Here is a 22432-nt window from a genome sequence, read left to right on the forward strand (position 1 = left end):
TGACCGACCCTTAGTCCAAGGGTGGGGCTGTAGGAAAAGGGAAAGTGATGCGCTGGCTGTTCTGGGTCGCTGTGCTGACGGGGGCGAGCAATTCGCTGAGCGCCTGGGGGCTGGTCGAGGCCGGCACGTGGCAGGCGGCGTGGAAGACGTCGGGGGTCGCCTTGCTGGCGGCGTGGGCGGCGACGCAGGCGCGGAACGCCGATGGCGGGCTGATCGCGGGCGTGCTGGCGCTTGGGGCGCTGGGCGATCTGTTGCTGGAGACGCATGGCTTTGCCGCGGGCGGCGCGGCGTTCGCGGCGGGGCATGTGGCGGCGATCTGGCTGTATCTGCGCAATCGGCGTGCGGCGCCGAGCATGAGCCAGTGGCTGCTGGGCTGGGCGCTGGTGCCGCTGGTGACGCTGATCGCGCTGCTGTTCTCGCGCGGCGACAAGGGCGTGGCGGTCTATGCCGTGCTGCTCGGCGCGATGGCGGCGACCGCGTGGATCAGCCGCTTTCCGCGCTATCGCGTGGGGATCGGCGCGATGCTGTTCGTGGCGTCTGACCTGCTGATCTTTGCGCGGATGGGGCCGCTGGCGGGATCGGCGGTGCCGGGGATGCTGATCTGGCCGCTATATTTTGCGGGGCAGGCGTTGGTTGCCTGGGGCGTCGTTCAGGCGCTGTCGTCGGACCAGCGGGTGTCGTAACGGACGATTACGCCGCTGATCGATCCAGTGGCGATCAATGCCAAGCCTAGCGGCGATTCGAGAGCTGGATCGAGCGGTAAAACGCCCAAAGCCATTACGGCACCGCCCACGATTGCCCAGATGGCGGGGTGGGCGAGGCCCGGATTGAGTGCGGCGGCCCGGCCCATCAGCCGGCCGCCAATCCACACCGGCACCAGCGCGAGGGCCGCGCCGAACATCGTCGCCATGATAAGGGCCGCTGCAATGCCGGTCAGATCGTTCAGTGTAAGGTTCGGTTCGATTGCCTGGCCGGGGTCGAGCATCATAGTTGCGAGTGCGATCATGAGCAGAAACAGCGGGCCGGCGGTCAGTGTAGCGATGAAACGCCTGTGCGAAAATTCGGTTTGCATTAGGGCTCTCCCCGCATTCGTCTGGTGAGAAGCAGCGCGCCCGCTCCGACGAGCTCGCTGCTTGCTGTCAGGCGGCTACCGGCCGTGTCTCGCTATCAAGCCAGTGGTTCACTTTGCGGCCGAACTGGGCGATGGCGCCCATGTTGAAGAAGTGCATCGCGCCGACCACGATCACAGCAAGAACGACCTTGCTACTGAGGAAACGGATCGCCTCGGGAACAGTGGTCGGCTCCCGGCCTAGGCTGAGCGTCAGGGTGATGAACCCAAGGTTGATCAGGTAGAAGCCGACGACCAACAGATGGTTGGTGGAGCGGGCGAGTGTCTCGTTCTGGCCGAAGCACTGGATCAGGAACACGATACCGTTGCGGCTGAGCGTGCGGGCGACCCAGATCGTCAGCGCGATCGTGATGACGAGGTAGAGCGCGTAAGTGGTTTCGACCATTGTTCGTCTCCTTTGAGTTAGAGGCTTGGCAGAGGAACGACCATCCGCATCCGCGCGGCCAGCCTTGGCGCGGCGGTGTCGAGGCGGGCGGCGAGGGTGGGGAGGCGGCTGACGGGCACCGCGGGGAAGAGGTGGTGTTCGAGGTGAAAGAACATATTGTAGCTGACGAGGTTGAGCAGCCGGCCGCGCTGGGTGCGGGCGATCGGACCGTCCTCGCAGCCGTGATGCGTGATCCACACCGCGAAGAAGGCGGTCAGGCATTGCGCGGTCAGCATCGCGGCGAGGTGGTAGAGCAACGGCGGCCATAGCGTGACGAGTGCGATTGCGACGATGAGCAGGTTGAGCGCGAGGTCTATAGTCATCCGCCGCCGCAGCTGCGGGCCGCCATGGCGCCAGCCGTAGAGGTGGGTCTCGATGGGGAAGCGCGGGCCGTAGAGCAGCACCTGCCACAGCTTCATATGACCGCACTTGCCCTCGATATCGTCGGCGGTGCCGATCCGGGCGTGGTGATGCAGATGATTGAATGCGACCGAGCTGTTGGAGCCGAGCATCAGCGCGCTGAGAACGTGGAGCACCCGGCGAGTGCCGCGCGGGCCGAAGCCGAGATTGTGGTGGATCGCCTCATGGTTGAGGCGCAACGCGGTGAGGAAGAACAGGAAGGAGCTGAGCGCGGCAAGCGGCCACAGGCGGAATTGCGCCGCGGTCAGGGATAGGGCGAGCCAGGGGAGCGGGTGGAGGCACTCGATCGCGCCGTCACGCGGACGCATGGGCACGAGATCGCGCCAGGAAACATGGCGCAGCGCCGGATCGGTGGCGGCTTGATGGGGTCTGGCCATGTCATGTCTCCCTGTTCTGTAATTTCAGAAATAGATTGACGAGGATGTGCGGTCTTCGGTCGGGTTGGGTCAGTCCTTGGGTGAGCGGGCGCCGGGGAGGAAGCGGGCGACCTTGCCGCCGAGCTTCATCAGCGCGACGAGCGTAGGCTTGGGCAGGACGCGGACCTGATCGTACCAGCCGCCGAGCGTGCCGATGAATTCGTGCATCCGCGTAACTCGCTCGCGCAGCTGGGGCGGGGCGGACTTGTCGGCGGCGAGGCGCTGGGCGAGCTCGCCGAGCAGCTGGACGGTGGGGTCGATCTCGCGGCGCTTGCGCTCGGCGACGATGCGCATGAGCATTTCCCACAAATCGGTCTCGGCGGTGAAATGGGCGCGGCGGTCGCCCTCGACATGCACGCGGCGGACGATGCCATAGCCTTGCAGCTCCTTGAGCCCGGTCGAGACGTTGGAGCGGGCAAGCCCGAGCGTCTCGACGATTTCCTCGGCATGGAGCGGGCGGTCGGCGAGGTAGAGCAAGGCATGGACCTGCGCGACGGAGCGGTTGACGCCCCAATGCGTTCCCATCTCGCCCCAGTGGAGGATGAACGCCTTGGCGTCGGGATGGGCAGCGAAATTTGTCATGTTTGTTATTTCTGTAATTTCAGAAATTAAAGGAGTCAACCGATGATCGATCATATGGGCGTGGCGGTCAGCGATGCGAAGCGATCGAAGGCGTTTTACGAGGCCGCGCTGAAGCCGTTGGGGATGAAATGCCTGACCGAAGTGCCGGCAGAGGAAAATGGGTCGGGCGGGGCGGCCTATGGCTTCGGCGTCGAGGGTGGCGGCGAGTTCTGGGTGGGCGACAATGAGAGGGTCGGCGAGGGGACGCATGTGGCGTTTCGGGCGGAAACGCGTGCGCAGGTCGATGCCTTTTACGAAGCGGCGATCGCGGCGGGCGGGCGCGACCATGGCGCGCCGGGGCTGCGGCCCCATTATGGCCCGGCCTATTATGCGGCTTTCGTTTTCGATCCCGATGGGATCAATATCGAGGCGGTTTGCTACGCGGCTGAATGAGGGACGCCATGAAGGTTTTCACCATCGGTTATGAGGGCGCGACGATGGACTCGTTCCTGGGCACGCTGGAACGGGCCGGGGTCGGGCAGGTGATCGATGTGCGGCAGCTGCCCTTGTCGCGGCGGCCGGGCTTTTCCAAGGCGCCGCTGACCGCGGCGCTGGCCGAGCGCGGGATCGGCTATGTGCATCTGAAGGCGCTGGGTACGCCCAAGCCGGGGCGCGATGCGGCGAAGAAGGGTGATCGCGCGACGCTGGAGGCGGTCTATGCCGGGCAGCTGGAATTGCCCGAGGCGCAGGCGCAGGCGGCGAAGATGCGCGAGCTGATCGCGGAGAAGCCTAGCGCCTTGCTGTGTTTCGAACGCGATCCGTGCATGTGCCATCGGACCTTGCTGATCGCGGCCGAGGGCGAGGGGGTCGAGGTGGAAGACCTGTTCGCGGATGCTATATCGGCGGCATGAGCAGCCGTCCGCTTTCGGTCTCCTCGCGCGCCGAGGAAGTTTACAATGATTTCCAGCGCGAGGTGCTGGCCGAGAAGGCGGCATCGCTGGGACGGGCGGGAAAGGCGCTGGAGGTGGCGCTGGCGACGCTGCGTGGGGCGGGCGCGGACGAGGATCGCGATGCGCTGGTGCAGGCCGCGGCGGATGCGGCTCATGTCTATCTGATCCAGCGCGAGGCGGCGGGGATCCATCGGCTTGGCTCGCCGCTCGAGGATTTCGGCGTGCCGGGCGAGGTGCGGGTGCGGATCGGGGCGCGGCCTAGCCCGCCACCGGCAGCCTGACGCTGCCGTCGTCGTCGCGTTCGAGCGGGGAATAGGCGATCACGGTTGCGAGCGTGAGCCTGCCGTAGAGGTGCGGGAATTCGGCATCGCCGCGCGAGATTTCCCATTTGATCGCGTCGCCATGCGCTTCGAGGTCGACCGCGGTGACCCACAGGTCCGGCTGGCCAACGAAATGCTTGTCGATGGTTTCGGTGAGCTGGGCGGCGGTGGAGAGGTGGATATAGCCGTCCGCCACGTCGATCGGCGCACCGGTGAAGCTGCCGGCCTCGAGCGCGGTCATCTGATCGGCGGTGAGGACCTTGTAGGCGGTGACGGGACGGCTCATTCGCCGTCCTCAGGCCCCGCGGCGAGGTCGTCGCCCGGGGTCGCATCCGGCACGGGTGCCGTCTCGGCCTCGTTGTCGGCCAGATTCGCCTCGGCGTCCTCCTCGGTCTCCTCGATGCGTGCGGCGGAGACGACATGTTCGTTGTCGGCGACGTTGAACAGCCGCACGCCGGCAGAGCCGCGGCTGATGATGCGCAGGCTGTCGAGCGGCAGGCGGATCATCTTCGCCTGATCGGTGACAAGCATCAGTTGGTGCGAGCGTGTCGCCGGGAAGCTGGCGACGACGAGGCCGTTGCGGGCGATGTTGTCGATATTGGTGATACCCTGGCCGCCGCGGCCTGTGCGGCGATACTCGTAAGCCGAGCTGAGCTTGCCATAGCCGTTGGCGCAGATGGTGAGGATGAACTGCTCACGCGTGCGCAATTCCTCGAAGCGCTCCGGCACAAGGTCGGGCTCGCCTTCCTTCTCGGCTTTCCACGGGGCGAAGCGGAGATAGGCTTCGCGCTCGTCCGAGCTGGTGCCGACGCGGTGCAGGATCGAGAGCGAGATGACCTCGTCGCCGTCGGCGAGGCGCATGCCGCGCACGCCGGTCGAGTTGCGGCTCTGGAATTCGCGGACGTCGTCGCCGGCGAAGCGGATCGCTTTGCCCTGGCGTGTTGCGAGCAGGACGTCGTCGCCCTCGTCGAGCAAGGCGACGCCGATCAGCCGGTCGTCCTCGTCCTCGCCCTCGAACTTCATCGCGATCTTGCCGTTCGACGGCACGTTGGTGAACGCGTCCATCGAGTTGCGGCGGACGCTGCCCTTGGCGGTGGCGAACATGACGTGGAGCTTGCCCCACTCGGTCTCGTCCTCGGGCAACGGCAAAACGGTCGAGATCGTCTCGCCCGCCGCGAGCGGGAGCAGGTTGATCATCGGCCGGCCGCGGGTGTTGGCGCCGCCTTCGGGCAGGCGCCAGACCTTCATGCGGTAGACCTTGCCGAGCGTCGAGAAGAACAGGACGGGCGTGTGAGTCGAGGTGACGAACAGCTCGCCGACCGCATCCTCGTCCTTGGTCGCCATGCCGGCGCGGCCCTTGCCGCCGCGGGCCTGGGCGCGGAAGGCGTCGAGCGGGGTGCGCTTGATGTAACCCTGCATGGTCACGGTGACGACCATGTCCTCGCGCTCGATCAGGTCCTCGTCCTCGATCCCGTCGGCGGCGGCGGCGATCTCGGTGCGGCGCGGGGTGGCGTACTGGTCGCGGACGGCGGTGAACTCGCCGCGCATGACTTCGTAGAGCTTGGCGCGGTTGGCGAGGATCTCGAGCAGTTCGGCGATCGATTCCGCGAGCTTGGCGAGCTCATCACCAATCTCGTCGCGGCCCAGCGCGGTGAGGCGGTGGAGGCGCAGGTCGAGGATTGCGCGGACCTGCACGTCCGACAGGCGATAGATGTCGCCGGTGATCTCGGTCTCGACCGCTTCGACGAGGCGGATGTACGAGGCGATCTCGGCGATCGGCCATTCGCGCATCAGCAGCGCCTCGCGCGCGGCGGTCGGGCTGGACGAGCCGCGGATGATGCGGACGACCTCGTCGAGATTGGTGACCGCGATGACGAGGCCGAGCAAGATGTGCGCGCGGTCGCGGGCCTTGGCCAGCTCGAACTTGGAGCGGCGCGTGATGACCTGTTCGCGGAAGCGGACGAACGCCTCGATGATGTCGCGCAGGTTGAGCAATTCCGGGCGGCCGCCGCGGATCGCGAGCATGTTGGCCGGGAAACTCGATTGCGCGGGGGTGTTGCGCCACAGCTGGTTGAGCACGACTTCGGGCGTGGCGTCGCGCTTGAGATCGATGACGATGCGCACGCCTTCGCGGCTCGATTCGTCGCGAATGTCGCTGATGCCCTCGACGCGCTTTTCCTTGGCGGCCTCGGCGATCAGTTCGACCAGCCGGTTCTTGCCCTGCTGATAGGGGATTTCGGTGAGCACGATAGACCGGCGCTCGCCGCGCTGCTCGGTGATGTGGCGGCTGCGCAGGATGATCGAGCCGCGGCCCGACTGATAGGCCGAGCGGCAGCCCGAGCGGCCGAGGATGATGCCGCCGGTCGGGAAATCGGGACCGGGGACGATCTCCATCAGCTCCTCGACCGTGACCGCGCCATTGTCCATATAGGCGAGGCAGGCGTCGATCACTTCGCCGAGATTGTGCGGCGGGATGTTGGTCGCCATGCCGACCGCGATGCCGCCGGCGCCGTTGACGAGCAGGTTCGGATAGCGGGCAGGGAGTACGGTGGGCTCGCTTTCCGAGCCGTCATAATTGTCCTGAAAGTCGACCGTATCCTTGTCGATATCGTCGAGCAGCGACATCGCGACCTTGGCGAGGCGCGCTTCGGTGTAGCGCATCGCCGCGGGCGGATCGGGGTCCATCGAGCCGAAATTGCCCTGACCGTCGATCAGCGGCACGCGCATAGCCCAGTCCTGCGCCATGCGCGCCATCGCGTCATAGATCGAGCTGTCGCCGTGCGGGTGATATTTACCCATCACGTCACCGACCAGGCGGGCGGACTTGCGATAGGCGCGGCCGGGCAGATAGCCGCCCTCCTGCGCCGCGTAGAGGATGCGGCGGTGGACCGGTTTCAGGCCGTCGCGGACGTCGGGCAGGGCGCGCGCCACGATCACGCTCATCGCGTAATCGAGGTACGAGGTCTTCATCTCGTCGACGATCGAGATGGGCGTGATATCCGAGGGGTCGGCGAGGACGGTCTCGTCGGTCAAGTGCTGGTGCTTTCTGGAGCTTGTTACAGTGTCGTGACCGCTCTAGCGGGGGCCAGACCACCTGCCAAGCCCGCGCGCGTGCTCGCGCGTGCGCGCACGCGAGGAATGCTGTGGATCGAAGGACGTTCAAAATGCGTTCAGCGTGACGGTGCAAGAGGCCGGATGTTCGCGCTTCGCCTTGACCGGCGCGAGCGGGATATTAGAGCGGCAGGCGCCCCAATAGTTGCCGCGCTTGCCGCGTAAGGAGAGTTCTGGATGAAGTCTGTTTCGAAAGCTGCGCTCGCCGCGGCATTTCTGATGAGCGCGCCCGCCTTCATCGCTGCGTCCCCCGCGGTTGCGCAGAAGAAGAAGGAAGAGGCCGGCGCGCTGAAGATCAGCGAGGAATTCCGCAAGCCGGCGGCCGAGGTCCAGAAGCTGGTCGAGGCCAAGGACTGGGCTGGCGTCAAGGCGCGGGTCGATGCGCTGGACGCGCTCGCCAAGAATGACGACGAGAAATATTATGCGGCGACGTTCCGGCTGCAGGCTTCGGCGGCGACCAGCGACAATCCCAACATCATCCGCGCGCTCGACATCCTGATCGCCAACCCCAAGACGCCGCCGGCGGATCTGGGCCGCTACCACTTCTTCCGCGGTGATTTCGCCTATCAGGAAAAGAAGTTTGCGGACGCGGCGGGGCATTTCGCCAAGGCGCGCGATCTGGGCTTCCAGCCGCAGGGCACCAACCTCAACCTGCGCATCGCGCAGGCACAGCTCGATGGCGGCCAGGTCGTCGAGGGCGCTGCCGCGATCGACGCCGCGATCAAGGCCGAGGAAGCCGCCGGCCGCAAGGCGCCGGAAGCGTGGTACAAGGTCGTCGTCTCCAAATTCTACACCAAGGGTGACAAGGCGAATGCGGCGACCTGGCTCGCGCGTCAGGTCGCGGCCTATCCCAGCCCCGATGCCTGGCGTTCGTCGCTGATGGTGTTCATGGAGCAGGCCAGCACCAAGGGCACGACGCTCGACGCCGACCACCGGCTCGACATCCTGCGGCTGATCCGTGCGGCCAAGGGGCTGGCGGGCGAGGCCGACTATTACGAATATGCCGATGCGGCACAGCGCCGCGGCCTGCCGTGGGAAGTCGTGTCGCTGGTCGACGAGGGCCGTGCGCTGGGCAAGATCACCAAGCCGAACCCGCGCATCGACCCGATCTATTCGCAGGCGGTGAACCGTCAGAAGGCGGAAGTGTCGCTGGCATCGGAAGAGAAGCGCGCGGCAGCCGGCGCCAACGGCGCGGTCGCGATGTCGACCGCCGACGCCTATCTCGCCAGCGGCAACAATGCCAAGGCGATCGAGCTGTATCGCCTGGCGTTGCAGAAGGGCGGCGTCGATACCTCGCTGGTGAACACGCGTCTCGGCATCGCGCTGGCGCGGTCGGGCCAGAAGGCCGAGGCCAAGGCCGCGTTCTCCGGGGTTTCCGGATCGCCGCGCGGTGATATCGCGCGCTTCTGGACGACCTGGCTCGACCAGCAGCCCTGACGCCGACGATGGAAATGAAGGAGGGGCGGCCGCCGTGCCGCCCCTTTTTCTATGCGTCGACGGGAACGCCGGGCAGCGCCTTGGACGAGCGGATCGTCAGCGATGTGCGGACATGCTCGACATTGGGGGCGGTGGTCAGTTTTGTCGTGAGGAACTGCTGGAAGCTGCTGAGGTCGCGCGCGACGATCTTGAGGATGAAGTCGATGTCGCCGTTGAGCATGTAGCATTCGCGGATTTCGGGGATTTCCGCGACATGTGCCTCGAACGCCTCGAGATCGGTCTCGGCCTGGCTCTTGAGGCTGACCATCGCGAACACGGTGATCGAATAGCCGAGCCAGGTCGGGTCGAGATCGGCGTGATAGCCGCGGATCGCGCCCTTTTCCTCCAGCGTGCGCACGCGGCGCAGGCAGGGCGGGGCGGTCAGTCCGACGCGCTCGGCCAGCTCGACATTGGTCATCCGGCCATCGTCCTGGAGATGCGCCATGATTTGCCGGTCGATCTCGTCAAAGGCCATTCGTCCGCTCCGCGCGCTCACAGGATTCAATCTCGATTCCTCCGTTAGACATAATAAAATTACGAGCAAGCGCAATTGTCCCACAATGCGACGTGCCGAAATCTCCGGGTGACGCGGACCCATTCCGGCGGTTAAAGAATCCTTACCGCACGGCTTTTCCGGCGGGTGGGAAACGGCAGATCGGTGCGGTTCGACGATACCCTTGAGACGGTGCTGGCGGCGGATGTTTCGACACCGTTCGGCAAGGCTTCGGCCTGGCGCCAGCTCGTCGACCTGATCGGCCGCCGCCGCGTGCCCGCGGACCCGCGGGCGCTCAAGCTGTTGAATGCGATCCGGGGCGAGGTGCCGGCGGCGGTCCGCGCCGCCAGCGCGCGTGCGCTCGAACTGGCGCAGCCGCCTTATGCGCTGGTGACGCTGTGCGCGACCGACGATATCGCCGCCGCCGCGCCGGTGCTGCGCGGCGCACAGCTCAATTCGGGCGAGTGGATCGAACTGCTGCCGCGGCTCTCCGCGGCGGGCCGCGCGGTCGTGCGGGCGCGGCGCGACCTGCCGCCCGGGGTCGAGCGGGCGCTGGCGACCTTCACCGCGGATTTCGCGATCGAGACCGCAGCCGTGGCTGCGACACCGGCCGGCACGATCGCCGAATTGCTCGGCCGCATTCGCGAGCGGCCGCACGCTGACACCGCCGAGGGCACGGGACAGGACGAGGCGGCAGTGCCGCAGATGCCGGCCACCAGCTTCGTCTCGATCGGGGCGGCAGCGAAGTCGATCCCGGTGGTCGCGGCGGCGTTGCAGCAGGCGGCGGATGGCGAAACGACGTCGCCCCAAAGCGAGACAAGCGACGAGCCGTCCGCCGCGGCGACTCTTGCGCCCGAGTCCGGCGACGCGCACGATTCCACCATGGCAGCGGAAGATATGATCCTCGCCGACCCCACTGATACGGCGATGGACCGTGCAGCGCGTCGCGAACCCGTCGATGCGCCGGCGGTCGATGGGCCGTTCGAGATCGCCGATGTCGTGGCGCGGATCGACGCCTTCTATACGCGGCAGATCGGCCGGCCTGCAGCGCCGGTGAAACCGCCCCGCGCCGACGGATTCCGTTTCGAGACCGATGAGCAGGGTTTCATCCGGTGGGTGGACGGCGTCGCGCGCGCACCGCTGATCGGACTGTCGCTCGACGTCACCGCGACCGGGCGCGAGGCGGGCGTGGATGGCGTGGTCGCCGGCGCGTTCCGGCGGCGCGCGGCGTTCAGCGACGCGCGGCTGGTGGTGGCCGGCGAGTCCGATGCGGCGGGGGACTGGCGCATTTCCGCGACCGCGGCGTTCGATCCGGCCACGGGCCGTTTCGCCGGCTATCGCGGCACCGCGCGGCGGCCGCGCGCGGAGGAAGATGCCGCCCCGGCGCCGCAACAGGGCGCGGCGGCGGATTCGCTGCGGCAGCTGATGCACGAGCTGCGCACGCCGACCAATGCCATCGCCGGTTTCGCCGAGATGATCGAGCGGCAGATGCTGGGCGAGGCGCCCGATGTCTATCGCGAACGCGCGGCGGCGATCCGCGACCATGCGCGTGCGTTGCTGGCGGCGATCGACGACCTCGATATCGCGGCGCGGATCGAAGCTTCGGCGCTGCGGTTGCAGCCGGGCGAGGTGGCGCTGCGTCCGCTGCTGGTGCGGATCGCGGACGACCTCGGTCCGCTGACGGAAATGCGCCATGCGTCGATCGTGCTTCCGGCGGGCAATGCAGTGGTTGCCGGCGATCCGCGCGCGGTGGAGCGGCTGTTGTCGCGCATGCTGGCGACGCTGATGTCGGCGGCGGGGGAAGGCGAGGCGATCACCGTGCGACTGGCCGAAGGCGACAATCATGTCGCGCTCGGCTTCACCCGGCCACGCGCGATGGCGGCCTATCCCGACGAGGCGCTGTTCGGCATCGACGACGAGCGCGAGGATGCCGCGCTGCTCGGCACCGGCTTCGCGCTGCGGCTGGTCCGCAACCTCGCGCGCGAACTGTCGGGATCGCTGGTGATCGCGGCGGACAGCCTGACGATCAGGCTTCCCGCCGCGGTAACCAAGTCTTTGGAGGTCGTCCGCTAGAGCCACGTCCGTGGAAGCGGCACGTCATCATCCGGGGCCGGGGCGGGGTTACCGCCCTTCGCCGCCGTCGCGCGACGCGCTGGTGGCGTGGCCGGACGCGTTCGGCACGCGCTTCACGGTGTTCGTCGATACCGAGGAGGAGTTCGACTGGGGCAAGCCGCTGGCGCGCGAGAACCGCGCGACACAGGCGATGCGCGCGCTGCCCGAGATGCACCGCCTGTTCGCCGATCACGGGGTAGGGCCGGCCTATATGGTCGATCATCCGATCGTGACCTGTCCGATGTCGGTCGATATCCTGAACCGGCTGCTCGAGGATGGCCGTTCGGCGATCGGGTCGCAGCTTCACCCTTGGGTCAATCCGCCGTTCGACGAGGACGTGACCCCGCTCAACAGCTTCGTCGGCAATTTGCCGCGCGAGCTGGAGGCGGCAAAGCTGGCTTCACTGACCAGCGCGATCGCATCAGCCTTTGGCCGGCGGCCGGTGATGATGCGCACGGGGCGCTATGGCATCGGGCCGAACACGCTCGGGCTGCTCGCGGCGGAGGGCTATCGCGTCGATACGTCGATGCGCTCGGGCTATGTCTATTCGCACGAGGGCGGGCCGGATTTCACCGCGATCGGCAATCATGCGTTCCGCACCGGCAAGGGCGACCTCGTCGAGCTGCCGCTGACCACCATCTATACCGGGGCGCTCGGGCGCGGCGGGGTGCGGCTGTACCAGGCGCTCGGGCGGGTTCCCAAGGCGCGCGGCGTGGCCTCGCGGCTGGGGCTGATGACCAAGGTCGCGCTGACGCCGGAGGATATGCCGATCGCGGCGGCGCTGGAGGCGATCCGCGTCGCGGCGGGCGAGGGGGTGCGGCTGCTGATGTTCACCTATCACTCGCCCTCGGCCGCGCCGGGCTATACGCCCTATGTGCGCGATGCGGCGGAGTTGCGGGCGTTTCGCGACTGGTGGGAGCAAGCCTTCCGCCTGCTGGCGCAGCTTGGCGTGGCGCCGGCGTCGCATGACGAGATCCTCGCGGCGCTCGACCGGGCCAGCTGACGCGACGCTTGCGGGGCGGGCGGATCGTCCCTAATCGCGTTCCACCGCTGGGGGCCTGTAGCTCAATTGGTTAGAGCTGGCCGCTCATAACGGCTAGGTTGCGGGTTCAAGTCCTGCCGGGCCCACCAGCGGAACGCGACCGGAATACCGGGATGCGGGCGTGGCGGAATGGTAGACGCAACGGACTTAAAATCCGTAGGGCCTTGGCCCATGGGGGTTCGAGTCCCCCCGCCCGTACCAGTCGTGGCCCTTTCTGTTGAACGATTCTGTGTAAACTTGTTCTCAGGATCGCTTCGCATTATATCTTCCGGAAAGGAGCTGAGCATGGCGCAGGCGACGAAGATTCCGGCTCATGGCGCCGAGGCGTCGCGCGTGCTGACCGAAGCGGTCGCGCGGATCGCCGATCTGTGGCGCTTGTCGAACGCGCGGCTGGGAGCGATCATCGGCTTGTCGGCGCCCACCGCCTCGCGGCTGCGGGCCGGGAGCTATCGGCTGGAGGCGGGGAGCAAGCCGTTCGAGCTTTCCCAGCATCTGCTTCGCCTGTTCCGCTCGCTCGACAGCTGGCTGGGGCAGGATGACGAGGCGGTCTGTTCGTGGCTCGCCACGGTGAACCTCGATCTGGGCGAACGGCCGATCGAGCTGCTGCCCACGGTCAGGGGCCTGTTGCGCACGAGCGATTATGTGGACGCCCTCCGCGCTCGCGTCTGAAGCCGGTGCGTATCAGCGCCGGGTCATTCGCATCGTCGAAGCGCAGCATCGCATCTCGACCAACCGCCTCGCCGGCAGCGCCCCCGATCAGGAACTGCTGGAGGCGCTGGCCGACGAGGTGAAGCCGCTATTGCCCGGAAGCGCACGCAGCCTGCCGTGGTTGCTGGCGTCGCCGTTTCGCTATGGGCTGGGCCGCCCCTCGCGCTTTCGGGCTGCCGATGTGCTGCCGGGCATCTTCTACGCATCGGAGGATATCGAGACGGCGGTGACCGAGGCGGCCTATTGGCGGCTGGTGGCGTTCAGCCGCTCTCCGGGCTTTCAGCGGCCGCGCACGCCGACGCCGATGTCGGCCTTTTCGGTGACCGTGCAGGCATCCGCGGCGCTCGACCTGCTGTCCGGGCGGTTCGTCGAGGACGAGGCGTCGTGGACCGATCCGGCCGATTATACCGCGACGCAGGCGCTCGCGGCAAATGCGCGCGCGGCCGGCGTTCAAGTCATCCGGGCGCCATCGGCGCGGCGGCGCGGCGGGGTGAATGCGGCGGTGCTCGATGCGAGCGCGTTGCGTCCGCCGCCCAGGCCGCATTCGAGCTGGGCGTTCCTCGCCACCGGCGACGGACTGCTTGCGACCCGCGAGATGAGCAACATGGCGATGCGGTTCACGCTGGAGTCGTTCGGCTAGCCGCTGTCACGGCAACCGGCCCCGCATGCCGCTTCATATCCCATGCTGGCGAAATGGTCGGGGAGACAGGATGGGAAACTCGAAGCCGCTTGACAGAGAAATGCTCAGGAGTCGCGGTATTCTGCCGTTTATTTGAAAACAGACTGTATATTTTACTGTATATTTTGTAGCGTTTGAGCTACCATACGGGCATGAAAAATGCCGCTAATCGCTACCTTTGGTTTCGCCCCGAATCTCGCAACATCTGGTTCCGCATGGCGGTGCCGAGAGAGGTTCAGGGGCGCGTCGGCAGGAAGCCCATACTATGCTCTCTTGGCACCGCCGATCGCCGCCAAGCACTAATCTTGGCGGGCAAAAAGCGCGCCGAGCTGTTTGAAGAATGGGGGTTAATGCCGAAGGCGAAGGAGGCCGCCCCGGTAATCGATCCTGCGTCGCTTGGCGTGCGTATCGGCTTCGACGACATGATCGCGGCGATGGAAGAACGGCGGAAGGCATGGCCGGCCGATGACGCTGAATACGCGGTGCGTCTCGCCGAGCGCGAGGCCACGTTGCGGCGCCTCACACGACGCTTGCACGATGGCGATCTGTCGGAATGGGAGGCTGTCGCCGATCGTGCCATCGCCGGGCGCGAGCTTCCTTTTGAAAAGGGTAGCGAGGCTTACGCGGCGTTGGTGCAGGCGCTTGCAGAAGGCAGCATCGATGCCGTGGGAACATTCACCCGCCGTCATGGGGGCGAGCTAAACGCCGAGCCGCAATCAACCGTTGTTCAAGAGGCGAAGGCGAAGGAAGCCGCCAAGGCAAAGCCCGGTGAGACGATCATGGAATTGTTCGAGCGTTGGGCGTCCGAAGTGCTCGACAAGGGTGACAAGCGTGCGGATACCGTCAATCAGGACCGCAAGGTTATCCAGCAATTTGCGGCTTTCGTGGGCGTTGATCGGGACATGCGATCGATCAAGCCAGATGAGGTTTTCGAATATCGCGAAACTCTGCGCGCCCTGCCGCCCAAGTGGACGACGAAGCGGGAATTACGTGGTCTCCACATGCGAACTGCGGCGTCCAAGGCGCGGGAACTCGATCTGCCGAAGACCGCCTTCACGACCGTCAACAAGCACCTTTCAACGATCTCGCCGCTGTATCGGTGGCTCCGTGGACAGCCGAAATGGTCCGGCCTCGGGAATCCCTGCGATGGTCTGTTCTACGCCAAGGTGAAGGGGAAAAACGCTCGCCCGCCGTTCAGCACGGCGATGCTCAACCAAATCCTGACTTCGCCGCTGTTCACCGGGTTTCTAAGTGACGATCGCGAGCATGTGGCAGGCAACATGCGCGCCGATGATTGGAGGAAGTGGATTCCCTTGGTGGCGATGTTCACCGGTGCCCGCATTGGCGAGATTGCGCAACTCCGCATCGGTGACGTGAACCGGCAGCATGGCGTATGGTTCGTCCATATCCGGCATGAAGAAGGGGAAGGGCTTACGACGAAAAGCGGCAAGAGCCGGTTCGCCGCAGTCCATTCGATGCTTGGGCGCATAGGCTTCCTCGACTTCCACGCACGGCGTCTCAAAGCCGCTGGCGGCGATCTCAGCGCGCCATTGTTCCCCGAATTGGAGCCGAACGCGCGCGGGCAAATTAGCGGCACGCCGTCGCGGTGGTGGCGGGATTACCTTTCGGCGATCGGCGTGAAGGACGGCGCGGACGGGTATGGGGCGCATAGCTTCCGGCACACGCTCGCCGACCGCCTGCGGGACGAAGCTGACTTGCTCGATGACAAGATCGCGGTGGTTCTCGGGCACAGCATCAAAACCACAACTTCCGGCTATGGCACCGTGCCCCAAGGCACTGTCCCGATGTTCAAGGCATGGATGGAAGCGGTGCGGTTCGAAGGGGTCGATTTTACGCATCTGATCGCCGACGCGGATGCGCTCAAGGTTGTCTGAGAGAGGGGAGGGGAACGCCGTTCTGGCGCACGCCGCGCGGGTTCCGGTCAAAACCGTTTGCCCCTTCGGGGTGCGCGTGTGCGTGTATATAATAACAAACTAAATATAAGATTCTTAGATTCAAGATTCAGATTCAAAATTTCCATTAACGTTGTTCTTCTTCGAAGAACGGACTGCGTCTCGTTTTTTGACAATTTTGGGAATGAGGTTTCGTTCAAGCTCTCGGCGTGGTCATGCAACCTCACGTTGGACCGCAAGCCTGTGGAGTGCAGGGATTAGCCTCCATTCTGCCCCCGGCGTGTCCCATGGTCCCGCAAAAAGTTCGATTTTTCTTGCTCGTCTCCGCGATGTCTGGTATTCTTTGCGAAATTGAAAACGATTGATGGCGTTACCATCCCTCACCCCGGAGGCTAACGGGAGGTTTGCGGCGATCACCTTAAGCGCGCGCTCTCGGAAATTATTGGGCCGCTAGGCGCGTAGCGCCGTTAGGCAGCAACACACATCGATTGGACCCTATGCGGTCCCGCCCAATCAACGGGCCGTCTAAGCCGGACGCAAACGGCGAACCGCTTTCCACCGTCTCAGGTGACGCAGCGCTTCCCAACCCCTCATCTGGTGTGTTTTCTTGTCCGCTTCCGCCGCCACGTCCAAGCCGAGTCTTGCCGCGTCGATCGCCTCATGGCGCGACGGCAGCGACGGCTTTTTCCGCTTTCTGGCGGACGTGCAGCCGCGCGTCCCGAGTGGCACCGGCGGGTTCATCCCCTTTAACCCCGGCCCCATTGAACGCGCCGAGATCGTCAAGGCGCTGGACGGCACCGGCGTTTCGATCGCCATCTTCTGTTGGCCTCGGAGGCATGGGAAAACTCTCACTAGCGCCATGATCCTCGTGTGGCGTTTCCTGACTCGCACCGCCGAGAACATCGCAGTTGTCGCCAATTCGGAACGACAGGTGGTCGATACCGCGTTCCGCACGATCCGGCAGACTTTCGAGCACACGCCGCTGCTCAAGCAACTTGTGGCAACCGGCACGATCAAGGTGGGCGCCGACCGCATTGAGCTGCCGAGCACTGGCAGCGTCATTCAAGCCTTCAGCTCGAACCCCTCTGCGCTTTGGGGCAAAAAGCTCAGCGCCGCACAAATCTCGGAAATTCACGCCGCTAAGAACGGCGGCGATGATGTGTTCGAAGCCCTCGCCGGCTCGCTGCTCGACACGACCGGCTCGCTGCTGCTGATCGACTCCACGGTCGCGCCCAAGAGTTCCAAACTGTGGGAGCTGTATCAGGCCGCGACCCATGCGACCGACCCCGATACGTCGATCGCGTTCAGCCACATTCAATATACCGATCTGGACGACGCATGCGCCAAGTCGCCGGCATGGATTGCGCCCGCGAAGCTGCGCTCCCTCGCTCGCCAGATGCTCCCGCACAAGTTCGCCTTGCTGCACCTCAACCGCTGGGGTGACGCCGCGAACCTGCTGTTTCCCGCCGCCGTGCTCGACCCTTGCCTTGAGGCTTACCCCCTCGTTCTCGATGCATTGGCGGCGGGTTCCGCGTCGATCGTTGGCGGTGGCCTCGACCGAGCTTTCGGCGGCACCGTCCGGGGCGATAAAACGGCAACGGCATGCGTCGCGAAGATCGCGATCGACGACGAAGAGCACATCTACGTGCTCGATGCGGAGTCGGTGCCGTTCAGCCGCATGGCCGGCATCAAGAACCGGCTCGATGGTTATCATGGCGCACACGGCATGAAGCGGTTGGTGCTCGAATCCTACGGTGCGCAGGATATCGCCGATTGGGCTGGCACGCGCCCCTACAGTGCGGGCACTGAGGTAGTGCATCCCTCGCGCCGCACGAAGTATGCGGCGTTCCTGGCGCTCTATCAGGCCGCCGCCGAATGCCGCCTGCACATCCACCCCAAATTCCGTGAGCTGATCGCCGAGCTGCGCGCCTTCGAAGTCCACGAAGACGGCAAGGCCACCGATGGCGAAGCGGCTGTCCCGAAATTCAGTCACCCGCGCGGCGGGCATGACGACTTCGTTCATGCGCTGGCATGGGCGGTCTATTCGCTGCGCTCTGTCACCCTGAACCCCTACGAGATAGCCGGCGTCAACTGCACCGGCATCGGTGCCAGCATCACGCACTGCGCGTTGAACGGCGGCGAGCACGTCCCGCCCTGCGCCGACGCATGCCGTTCAATGGGCGAGGCTCGCCAGCTCCACGGTGCTTACCTCGCACGCTCGCCGCTGGTCCCGCTCGACCTCGCCCCCTTCATCATAAGCAAGCTGCGCAACACCGGCGCGCACACGCTGCCCCGGTAACGGAGAGAATTTTGCTCGGCTTCCCCCGCCACCTCACGACCGATGTTGTTCGCATCGCCGCCGCGTCTCGCGCTCGCAAAAACGATACGGCGCGGCGCCTGTCCTACTATTGGGACCGGCAACAGGACGCGACGTATCGGCTGATCGCGCAGCGATTTAGCAAGCCCGAACAATTCCGCATCTTCAGCGTCAACATGGTTCGCGCCGTGGCAGACAAGCGCGCCAGCACCTACCGCATGCCGCCCCGCCGCACCTTCACCGGCATCGATCAGGCAACCGGTGACGCGCTCTACAAGGCGATGAATGCCGATGCCGTGCTCAAGAAGGCCAGCCGCTATCTTGAGGTTTGCAAAACGGTCGCGCTTCAAGTCGGCTGGAACGAAGCAACCGGCACGCCCACGCTTAACGTGCTCACGCCGAACGTGCTGGATGTGGTTTGCACCAATCCCGAGCATCCCGAGCGCATCATTGTCACTTACCCCGGAGAGCGTGCCGAAGACACGACCTTTGCGGACTGGACGCCCAACGGCTTCCGGCTGCTGAACCATCGCGGCGCGGCAAAACCGGTGCCGGGGAATCCCGGTGCTACCAACCCCTATGGTGTGTTGCCGTTCGTTCCGTGGTTCGATCGGCTTCCCGATGACTCGTTCTGGCTGCCGGGCGGTGACGACCTGTTCGCCGCTCAGGATGCGGTCAACGTCGCGCTGGCGTCGCTCTGGCGTGCGGTCGAGCTGCACTCGCATGGGCAAGCATGGGCTTCCGGCATCTCGGCAAATGAAGTTCTGCAATTCGGCCCCGACCGTGCCGTCGCGCTGCCACAAGGCGGACAATTCGGCTTCGCGGCCCCCAACGCTCCTATCGCATCGATCCTCTCGGCGATCGAGTTCGTCATGCGGCAAACCGCCGCGACGCACGGTGTCGGCAGCGATGTTTTCGACCTCTCCAAGGTCGCAGAATCCGGCTCGGCGAAGCATGCGGGCCGGCTCGACCTAAAGGAAGTGCGGCAGGACCAGATTGCACAGGCGCGCACGATGGAAGCGCGGTTGTTCGAAGTGCTGCGCGCCGTGGTCAATACGCATCGTCCCGGCACCATCGCCGAAGACGCGACGGTGGGCGTCGATTTCGCGGAGCAACAGGATCAGCTCAGCGAGGCCGAAGCGCTCGAAAACGCCCGAACCAAAAGCGAGTTGGGTGTGTGGTCGCCGGTCGATGTTCTGATGAACACGAACCCTGACGGCTTCCCCGACCGCGAGTCCGCATTCCGCGAGCTGCAACGCCGCCGCAACGAAGCCGCTGAGTTGGCGGCACCCCAACGAGAGGTAGCATAATGACCGACGAAACCAAGCCGCCCCCGGCACCCGAATTGGAAATCCCGGCGATCGATCACGCCGGCGAGCTGGCGGCGATCAAAGGTCAGCTCGCGACGCTGCTCGCCCAACTTGCCGAGCTGAACGAAGCCAAGGCGACAGCCCCCGCTCCGGTCCCGGCCACCGACACGCCACCGCCGGCGATAACGCCGAAGGCCCCCGATACGTCCGCCCTGCCAGTCTATGCGCGCTTGGCAGCCGGATACTCGAAGTAACGCGCACGAACCCCCGAGAGGATATTTCAAGTAATGTTGACGCAGACCGAATGGGCGAAGCTGAACCCCGACGCGCTTCAGAGCGGCGTTGTGGAGATTTTCGCCAGCACCAACCCCATCATGCAATACATGCCGTTCCAGAACATCGCCGGCGCGGCGTATGTCTATAACCGCGAACAGACCCTTCCCGGCATCGCGTTTCGTGGCATCAACGAGTCCTATGACGAATCCACCGGCGTCATCAATCAGCTCGCCGACCCGCTCAAGATTCTCGGCGGCGATCTGGACGTGGACGCCGCACTGATCGCGTGGAGCACCGGCGCTAACGATACCCGCGCCGTGCATGACGCTATGAAGGTCAAGGCGCTCTCGCTCTCGCACCTCAAAACCGTGTTCGATGGCGATGCGACGGCCAACGTCAAAGAGTTCGATGGCCTGAACACTCGCCTCACCGGGGGGCAGGTCATCAGCGCCGGCACCAATGGCGGCACGCTGACGTTCGCGATGCTGGACGACCTCGTTGACGCGGTTTCTGGCACGCCGTCGCTGCTGCTCATGAACAAGAAGCTGCGCCAGCAAGTGCGTGCGATGGCGCGCAACATCGGTGCGCTCACGATCGCAAAGGATGATCTCGGTCGCGAAGTAGATATGTATTACGGCGTGCCGTTCGGCATTGTGGAGGACGACGCGCAGGGCACCGTAATCCTCGGTTTCGATGAAACGCAGGGCACCGCGAACAATACGGCGAGCATCTATGCCGTCCGCTTCGGGGCCGACGGCATGTTCGGTGCGCAGACTGCGCCGATCAGCGTTCGCGATCTCGGGGAGCTTCAGAGCAAGCCGGCATTCCGCACCCGCGTCGAGCACTACAATACGATCGTGCTGGAACATCCCAAGTGCGCAGCCCGCCTCAAGGGCGTGAAGCTCGCCTAACGAACCCCGCCGCCAGCGAAGGCTTTCCCTCATTTCCGGTGCGCCATGTGATTGCTGGCGGCGCGCATCGGCGAGGGGAAGCAGCGGCCCGGTGTGCTCACATCCGGGGCGGACAATTCGGTGAGTGTCCGCGCATTGCAATAACCCCGAAAGCCGGCAGCTCCCTCCTCCTTGGGAGCGTGGTCGGCACCCCTTCCATCACGAGAATCCAACAATGTTTGTCGCCGCCATCCGACCACTAATGACAGCCGAAGTTCGGCATTGGTTGCCGCCTACCCGCGATATTCACGGCAGGCAGGCAAGCACCGGCAGCACGGCGCACCGCGCGCGTGTTTTGAACACGCCGGGCAGCATCATCAGTTCGGCCTTACGCGAGCGGATGGGCGATGCTTCGGCGGTCATCTGGCTTCTCAACCATCCCCGCATGATCGCCATCGGCGACACGTTCGAACTGCCGGCCGGCGAAACGCTCAAGGTCATCCGCGCCGAGCGCCGCACATCCGGCCCCGATACCCTCTCCAAGGTCTATTTGTCATGATCCTGCCTACTGCCGGCACAAACTCCTATGTGACGATCGAAGCGGCCAACGCCCTTGCCGGCGAGCGGCTGTTTGCGAGCGCTTGGAATGCTGCCAGCGGCGATGCACGCGCCCAAGCCCTGATGACTGCAACTGCGTTGCTCGACCGCCTGCAATGGCAGGGGCGCAAGGCGGTTTCATCGCAGCCGCTTGCATGGCCGCGTATCGATGATCGCTGCTCGGAAGGCTATCCGCTCGCAACCGAGATACCGGCGCCGATCGCAGCCGCCACGGTGGAGCTGGCAATCCATCTGCTCGCCACCGGCGAATTGCCCGGCGGCCCCGCCATTATGCAACGCATGCTCGGCGATAGCATGGTGATGCACTTCGCCCATGTCGCCGACGAGCTTCCCAAGCATGTCCGCCGCCTTATCGAACCCTTTCTGCGGTCCAGCTCGGCGAACATCGCTGAGGTGCGGTTTTGATGCTGCCCCATACCTTGCGTGCCTTTGATGATCGCGTGAGCTACACAACGCCGGAACGCCGCTTGATGCTGGCGACGATCGCAAATGCGGTAATCGACGCACTAGGCAATAGTGCCGACTGCCGCACCGGACCGCGCGAAAACGCCCGCCGCGATGCGCTCAACTGGTTCAAGCTCGCCGGCCCCGATTATCAGATGGTGTGCCACCTTGCCGGTCTTGATCCGGCGTGCACCCGGCGCGCGGTCCTGAGATACGTTGCCAGCGGTAAGCCGATGCCGGCCATTCGGCGCGGCAATCGCAGCACGCGGCACGGTGGCGTCGCGAAGCCGGCCATGCATGGTGCCACGCAAGCCGACATCGCGGCCCAAGCCGGCGTTTCGCCGGCCACCGTGCGCAACGTGCTCAACGGGACAGGCCAGCCGTCGCTCCAAATGCGAGAGCGCGTCCGCCGCGCGATGCGGGAGCTTGCTGACCTGAGGGATGCCGCGTGACCCCCGATCTCGACACCGTCACAAATGAACCGCTGATCATCGGCGGGCGCAAGATTGATGGCCGCACGATTGAAGCCCGGCGCTTTCGCAATCTCGCGTCCGATCTCGCCGCGCAGCTCAACCGCAACCCGTCGCCAGCCGATCGCCTGCTACTGCTGAACGCCGCCACGCTGGCGACGATGTGTGAGCGCTTTACCGCCGATCTGCTTGAAGGCAAAGACGTGGACGAGGAACCCTACCGCCGCAACTGACCAGCCCCCACCGAGTGGTCCGAGCGGATTGTTAGTGCATTGACGCTTCCATCTCCAGTGTTGGCCGTAGGTGGAGCGAAGCGGAACCGGAGGGCGACACTGGAGATGGGACGGCCTCCG

At 65.3% G+C, this 22432-nt stretch carries 25 protein-coding genes, 2 tRNA genes and 1 pseudogene; 20 read left to right on the plus strand and 8 right to left on the minus strand.

The annotated features are described in order from the left end of the window. Positions 1–47: 47 nt before the first annotated feature. On the plus strand, positions 48–683 hold the full coding sequence (locus M9978_RS15290) for a lysoplasmalogenase family protein (protein WP_254294681.1): 636 nt from the start codon (positions 48–50) through the stop codon (positions 681–683). Here M9978_RS15290 and M9978_RS15295 read toward each other — a convergent pair. The 4 genes from M9978_RS15295 to M9978_RS15310 all read right to left on the minus strand — a co-directional run bounded on the left by M9978_RS15295 (position 650) and on the right by M9978_RS15310 (position 2971). Further along, positions 650–1006, minus strand: a complete 357-nt coding sequence (locus M9978_RS15295; protein WP_254294683.1) for a hypothetical protein — start codon at positions 1004–1006, stop codon at positions 650–652. The genes M9978_RS15290 and M9978_RS15295 overlap by 34 nt on opposite strands. 133 nt (positions 1007–1139) lie before the next feature. After that, a complete protein-coding gene (locus tag M9978_RS15300) occupies positions 1140–1514 on the minus strand; it encodes a hypothetical protein (protein WP_254294685.1) in 375 nt (124 codons plus the stop codon). 17 nt (positions 1515–1531) lie between these two features. Beyond that, on the minus strand, positions 1532–2350 hold the full coding sequence (locus M9978_RS15305; protein WP_254294687.1) for a fatty acid desaturase: 819 nt from the start codon (positions 2348–2350) through the stop codon (positions 1532–1534). Positions 2351–2419: 69 nt separating this feature from the next. Beyond that, a complete protein-coding gene (locus tag M9978_RS15310; protein ID WP_254294689.1) occupies positions 2420–2971 on the minus strand; it encodes a GbsR/MarR family transcriptional regulator in 552 nt (183 codons plus the stop codon). Between the two features lie 42 nt (positions 2972–3013). Here M9978_RS15310 and M9978_RS15315 point away from each other — a divergent pair, with 42 nt between their 5' ends. The 3 genes from M9978_RS15315 to M9978_RS15325 are packed head-to-tail and all read left to right on the plus strand — an operon-like array spanning position 3014 to position 4181. Beyond that, on the plus strand, positions 3014–3403 hold the full coding sequence (locus tag M9978_RS15315; RefSeq protein WP_254294690.1) for a VOC family protein: 390 nt from the start codon (positions 3014–3016) through the stop codon (positions 3401–3403). 8 nt (positions 3404–3411) lie between these two features. Beyond that, complete coding sequence (locus M9978_RS15320; RefSeq protein WP_254294692.1) at positions 3412–3861, plus strand: DUF488 domain-containing protein; 450 nt, start codon at positions 3412–3414, stop codon at positions 3859–3861. Continuing rightward, positions 3858–4181: a DUF6665 family protein gene (locus tag M9978_RS15325; protein WP_254294694.1), complete on the plus strand. Its 324-nt coding sequence runs from the start codon at positions 3858–3860 to the stop codon at positions 4179–4181. The genes M9978_RS15320 and M9978_RS15325 overlap by 4 nt, the downstream gene beginning before the upstream one ends. Here M9978_RS15325 and M9978_RS15330 read toward each other — a convergent pair. Continuing rightward, positions 4159–4506 carry a DUF952 domain-containing protein gene (locus M9978_RS15330; RefSeq protein WP_254294696.1) on the minus strand — a complete coding sequence of 116 codons (348 nt, stop codon included), beginning with the start codon at positions 4504–4506 and terminating at the stop codon, positions 4159–4161. The genes M9978_RS15325 and M9978_RS15330 overlap by 23 nt on opposite strands. Continuing rightward, on the minus strand, positions 4503–7253 hold the full coding sequence (gene gyrA, locus M9978_RS15335; RefSeq protein WP_254294698.1) for a DNA gyrase subunit A: 2751 nt from the start codon (positions 7251–7253) through the stop codon (positions 4503–4505). Before gyrA ends, M9978_RS15330 begins: the two co-directional genes overlap by 4 nt. Positions 7254–7508: 255 nt before the next feature. On the opposite strand from gyrA, the gene M9978_RS15340 reads away from it, so the two are divergent. Beyond that, positions 7509–8768, plus strand: coding sequence for a hypothetical protein (locus tag M9978_RS15340; protein ID WP_254294700.1), 1260 nt, complete (start codon positions 7509–7511; stop codon positions 8766–8768). 49 nt (positions 8769–8817) lie between these two features. On the opposite strand, the gene M9978_RS15345 is transcribed toward M9978_RS15340, so the two are convergent. Continuing rightward, the gene (locus M9978_RS15345; RefSeq protein ID WP_254294702.1) at positions 8818–9282 is read right to left on the minus strand and encodes an Lrp/AsnC family transcriptional regulator; all 465 of its coding nucleotides are present in this window, start codon (positions 9280–9282) and stop codon (positions 8818–8820) included. 183 nt (positions 9283–9465) lie between these two features. Here M9978_RS15345 and M9978_RS15350 point away from each other — a divergent pair, with 183 nt between their 5' ends. The 15 genes from M9978_RS15350 to M9978_RS15420 all read left to right on the plus strand — a co-directional run bounded on the left by M9978_RS15350 (position 9466) and on the right by M9978_RS15420 (position 22312). Further along, positions 9466–11373: a sensor histidine kinase gene (locus M9978_RS15350; protein WP_254294704.1), complete on the plus strand. Its 1908-nt coding sequence runs from the start codon at positions 9466–9468 to the stop codon at positions 11371–11373. 10 nt (positions 11374–11383) lie between these two features. After that, complete coding sequence (locus M9978_RS15355; RefSeq protein ID WP_254294706.1) at positions 11384–12415, plus strand: polysaccharide deacetylase family protein; 1032 nt, start codon at positions 11384–11386, stop codon at positions 12413–12415. A 51-nt stretch (positions 12416–12466) separates the two neighbouring features. Next, a tRNA-Ile gene (locus M9978_RS15360) sits at positions 12467–12543 on the plus strand. Positions 12544–12569: 26 nt separating this feature from the next. Beyond that, a tRNA-Leu gene (locus M9978_RS15365) sits at positions 12570–12655 on the plus strand. 84 nt (positions 12656–12739) lie between these two features. Then, positions 12740–13123, plus strand: a complete 384-nt coding sequence (locus M9978_RS15370; RefSeq protein WP_254294708.1) for an antitoxin Xre-like helix-turn-helix domain-containing protein — start codon at positions 12740–12742, stop codon at positions 13121–13123. Further along, positions 13095–13802, plus strand: coding sequence for an RES family NAD+ phosphorylase (locus M9978_RS15375; RefSeq protein ID WP_254294710.1), 708 nt, complete (start codon positions 13095–13097; stop codon positions 13800–13802). The genes M9978_RS15370 and M9978_RS15375 overlap by 29 nt, the downstream gene beginning before the upstream one ends. A gap of 191 nt (positions 13803–13993) precedes the next feature. Then, positions 13994–15736 carry a DUF6538 domain-containing protein gene (locus tag M9978_RS15380; RefSeq protein ID WP_254294712.1) on the plus strand — a complete coding sequence of 581 codons (1743 nt, stop codon included), beginning with the start codon at positions 13994–13996 and terminating at the stop codon, positions 15734–15736. A gap of 625 nt (positions 15737–16361) precedes the next feature. Further along, positions 16362–18053, plus strand: a complete 1692-nt coding sequence (locus M9978_RS15385) for a terminase large subunit domain-containing protein (protein ID WP_254294714.1) — start codon at positions 16362–16364, stop codon at positions 18051–18053. Positions 18054–18064: 11 nt separating this feature from the next. Continuing rightward, entirely contained in the window at positions 18065–19381 is a 1317-nt protein-coding gene (locus tag M9978_RS15390) for a hypothetical protein (protein ID WP_254294715.1), read from the plus strand. Next, positions 19381–19635 (plus strand): hypothetical protein, encoded by a 255-nt coding sequence (locus M9978_RS15395; protein ID WP_254294716.1) that lies wholly within the window; start codon positions 19381–19383, stop codon positions 19633–19635. The genes M9978_RS15390 and M9978_RS15395 overlap by 1 nt, the downstream gene beginning before the upstream one ends. 36 nt (positions 19636–19671) lie before the next feature. Then, positions 19672–20568, plus strand: coding sequence for a major capsid protein (locus M9978_RS15400; protein ID WP_254294717.1), 897 nt, complete (start codon positions 19672–19674; stop codon positions 20566–20568). Between the two features lie 241 nt (positions 20569–20809). Then, complete coding sequence (locus M9978_RS15405; protein ID WP_254294718.1) at positions 20810–21106, plus strand: hypothetical protein; 297 nt, start codon at positions 20810–20812, stop codon at positions 21104–21106. Then, positions 21103–21570 carry a DnaT-like ssDNA-binding protein gene (locus M9978_RS15410; RefSeq protein WP_254294719.1) on the plus strand — a complete coding sequence of 156 codons (468 nt, stop codon included), beginning with the start codon at positions 21103–21105 and terminating at the stop codon, positions 21568–21570. Before M9978_RS15405 ends, M9978_RS15410 begins: the two co-directional genes overlap by 4 nt. Beyond that, on the plus strand, positions 21570–22061 hold the full coding sequence (locus M9978_RS15415) for a LacI family DNA-binding transcriptional regulator (protein ID WP_254294720.1): 492 nt from the start codon (positions 21570–21572) through the stop codon (positions 22059–22061). Before M9978_RS15410 ends, M9978_RS15415 begins: the two co-directional genes overlap by 1 nt. Then, positions 22058–22312 (plus strand): hypothetical protein, encoded by a 255-nt coding sequence (locus M9978_RS15420; protein ID WP_254294722.1) that lies wholly within the window; start codon positions 22058–22060, stop codon positions 22310–22312. The genes M9978_RS15415 and M9978_RS15420 overlap by 4 nt, the downstream gene beginning before the upstream one ends. Positions 22313–22343: 31 nt before the next feature. Here M9978_RS15420 and M9978_RS15425 read toward each other — a convergent pair. After that, a pseudogene (locus M9978_RS15425) lies at positions 22344–22432 on the minus strand (integrase catalytic subunit); the annotation flags it as partial.

Origin of the sequence: Sphingomonas tagetis (assembly GCF_024211275.1) — a bacterium.
Lineage (GTDB): Bacteria > Pseudomonadota > Alphaproteobacteria > Sphingomonadales > Sphingomonadaceae > Sphingomonas > Sphingomonas tagetis.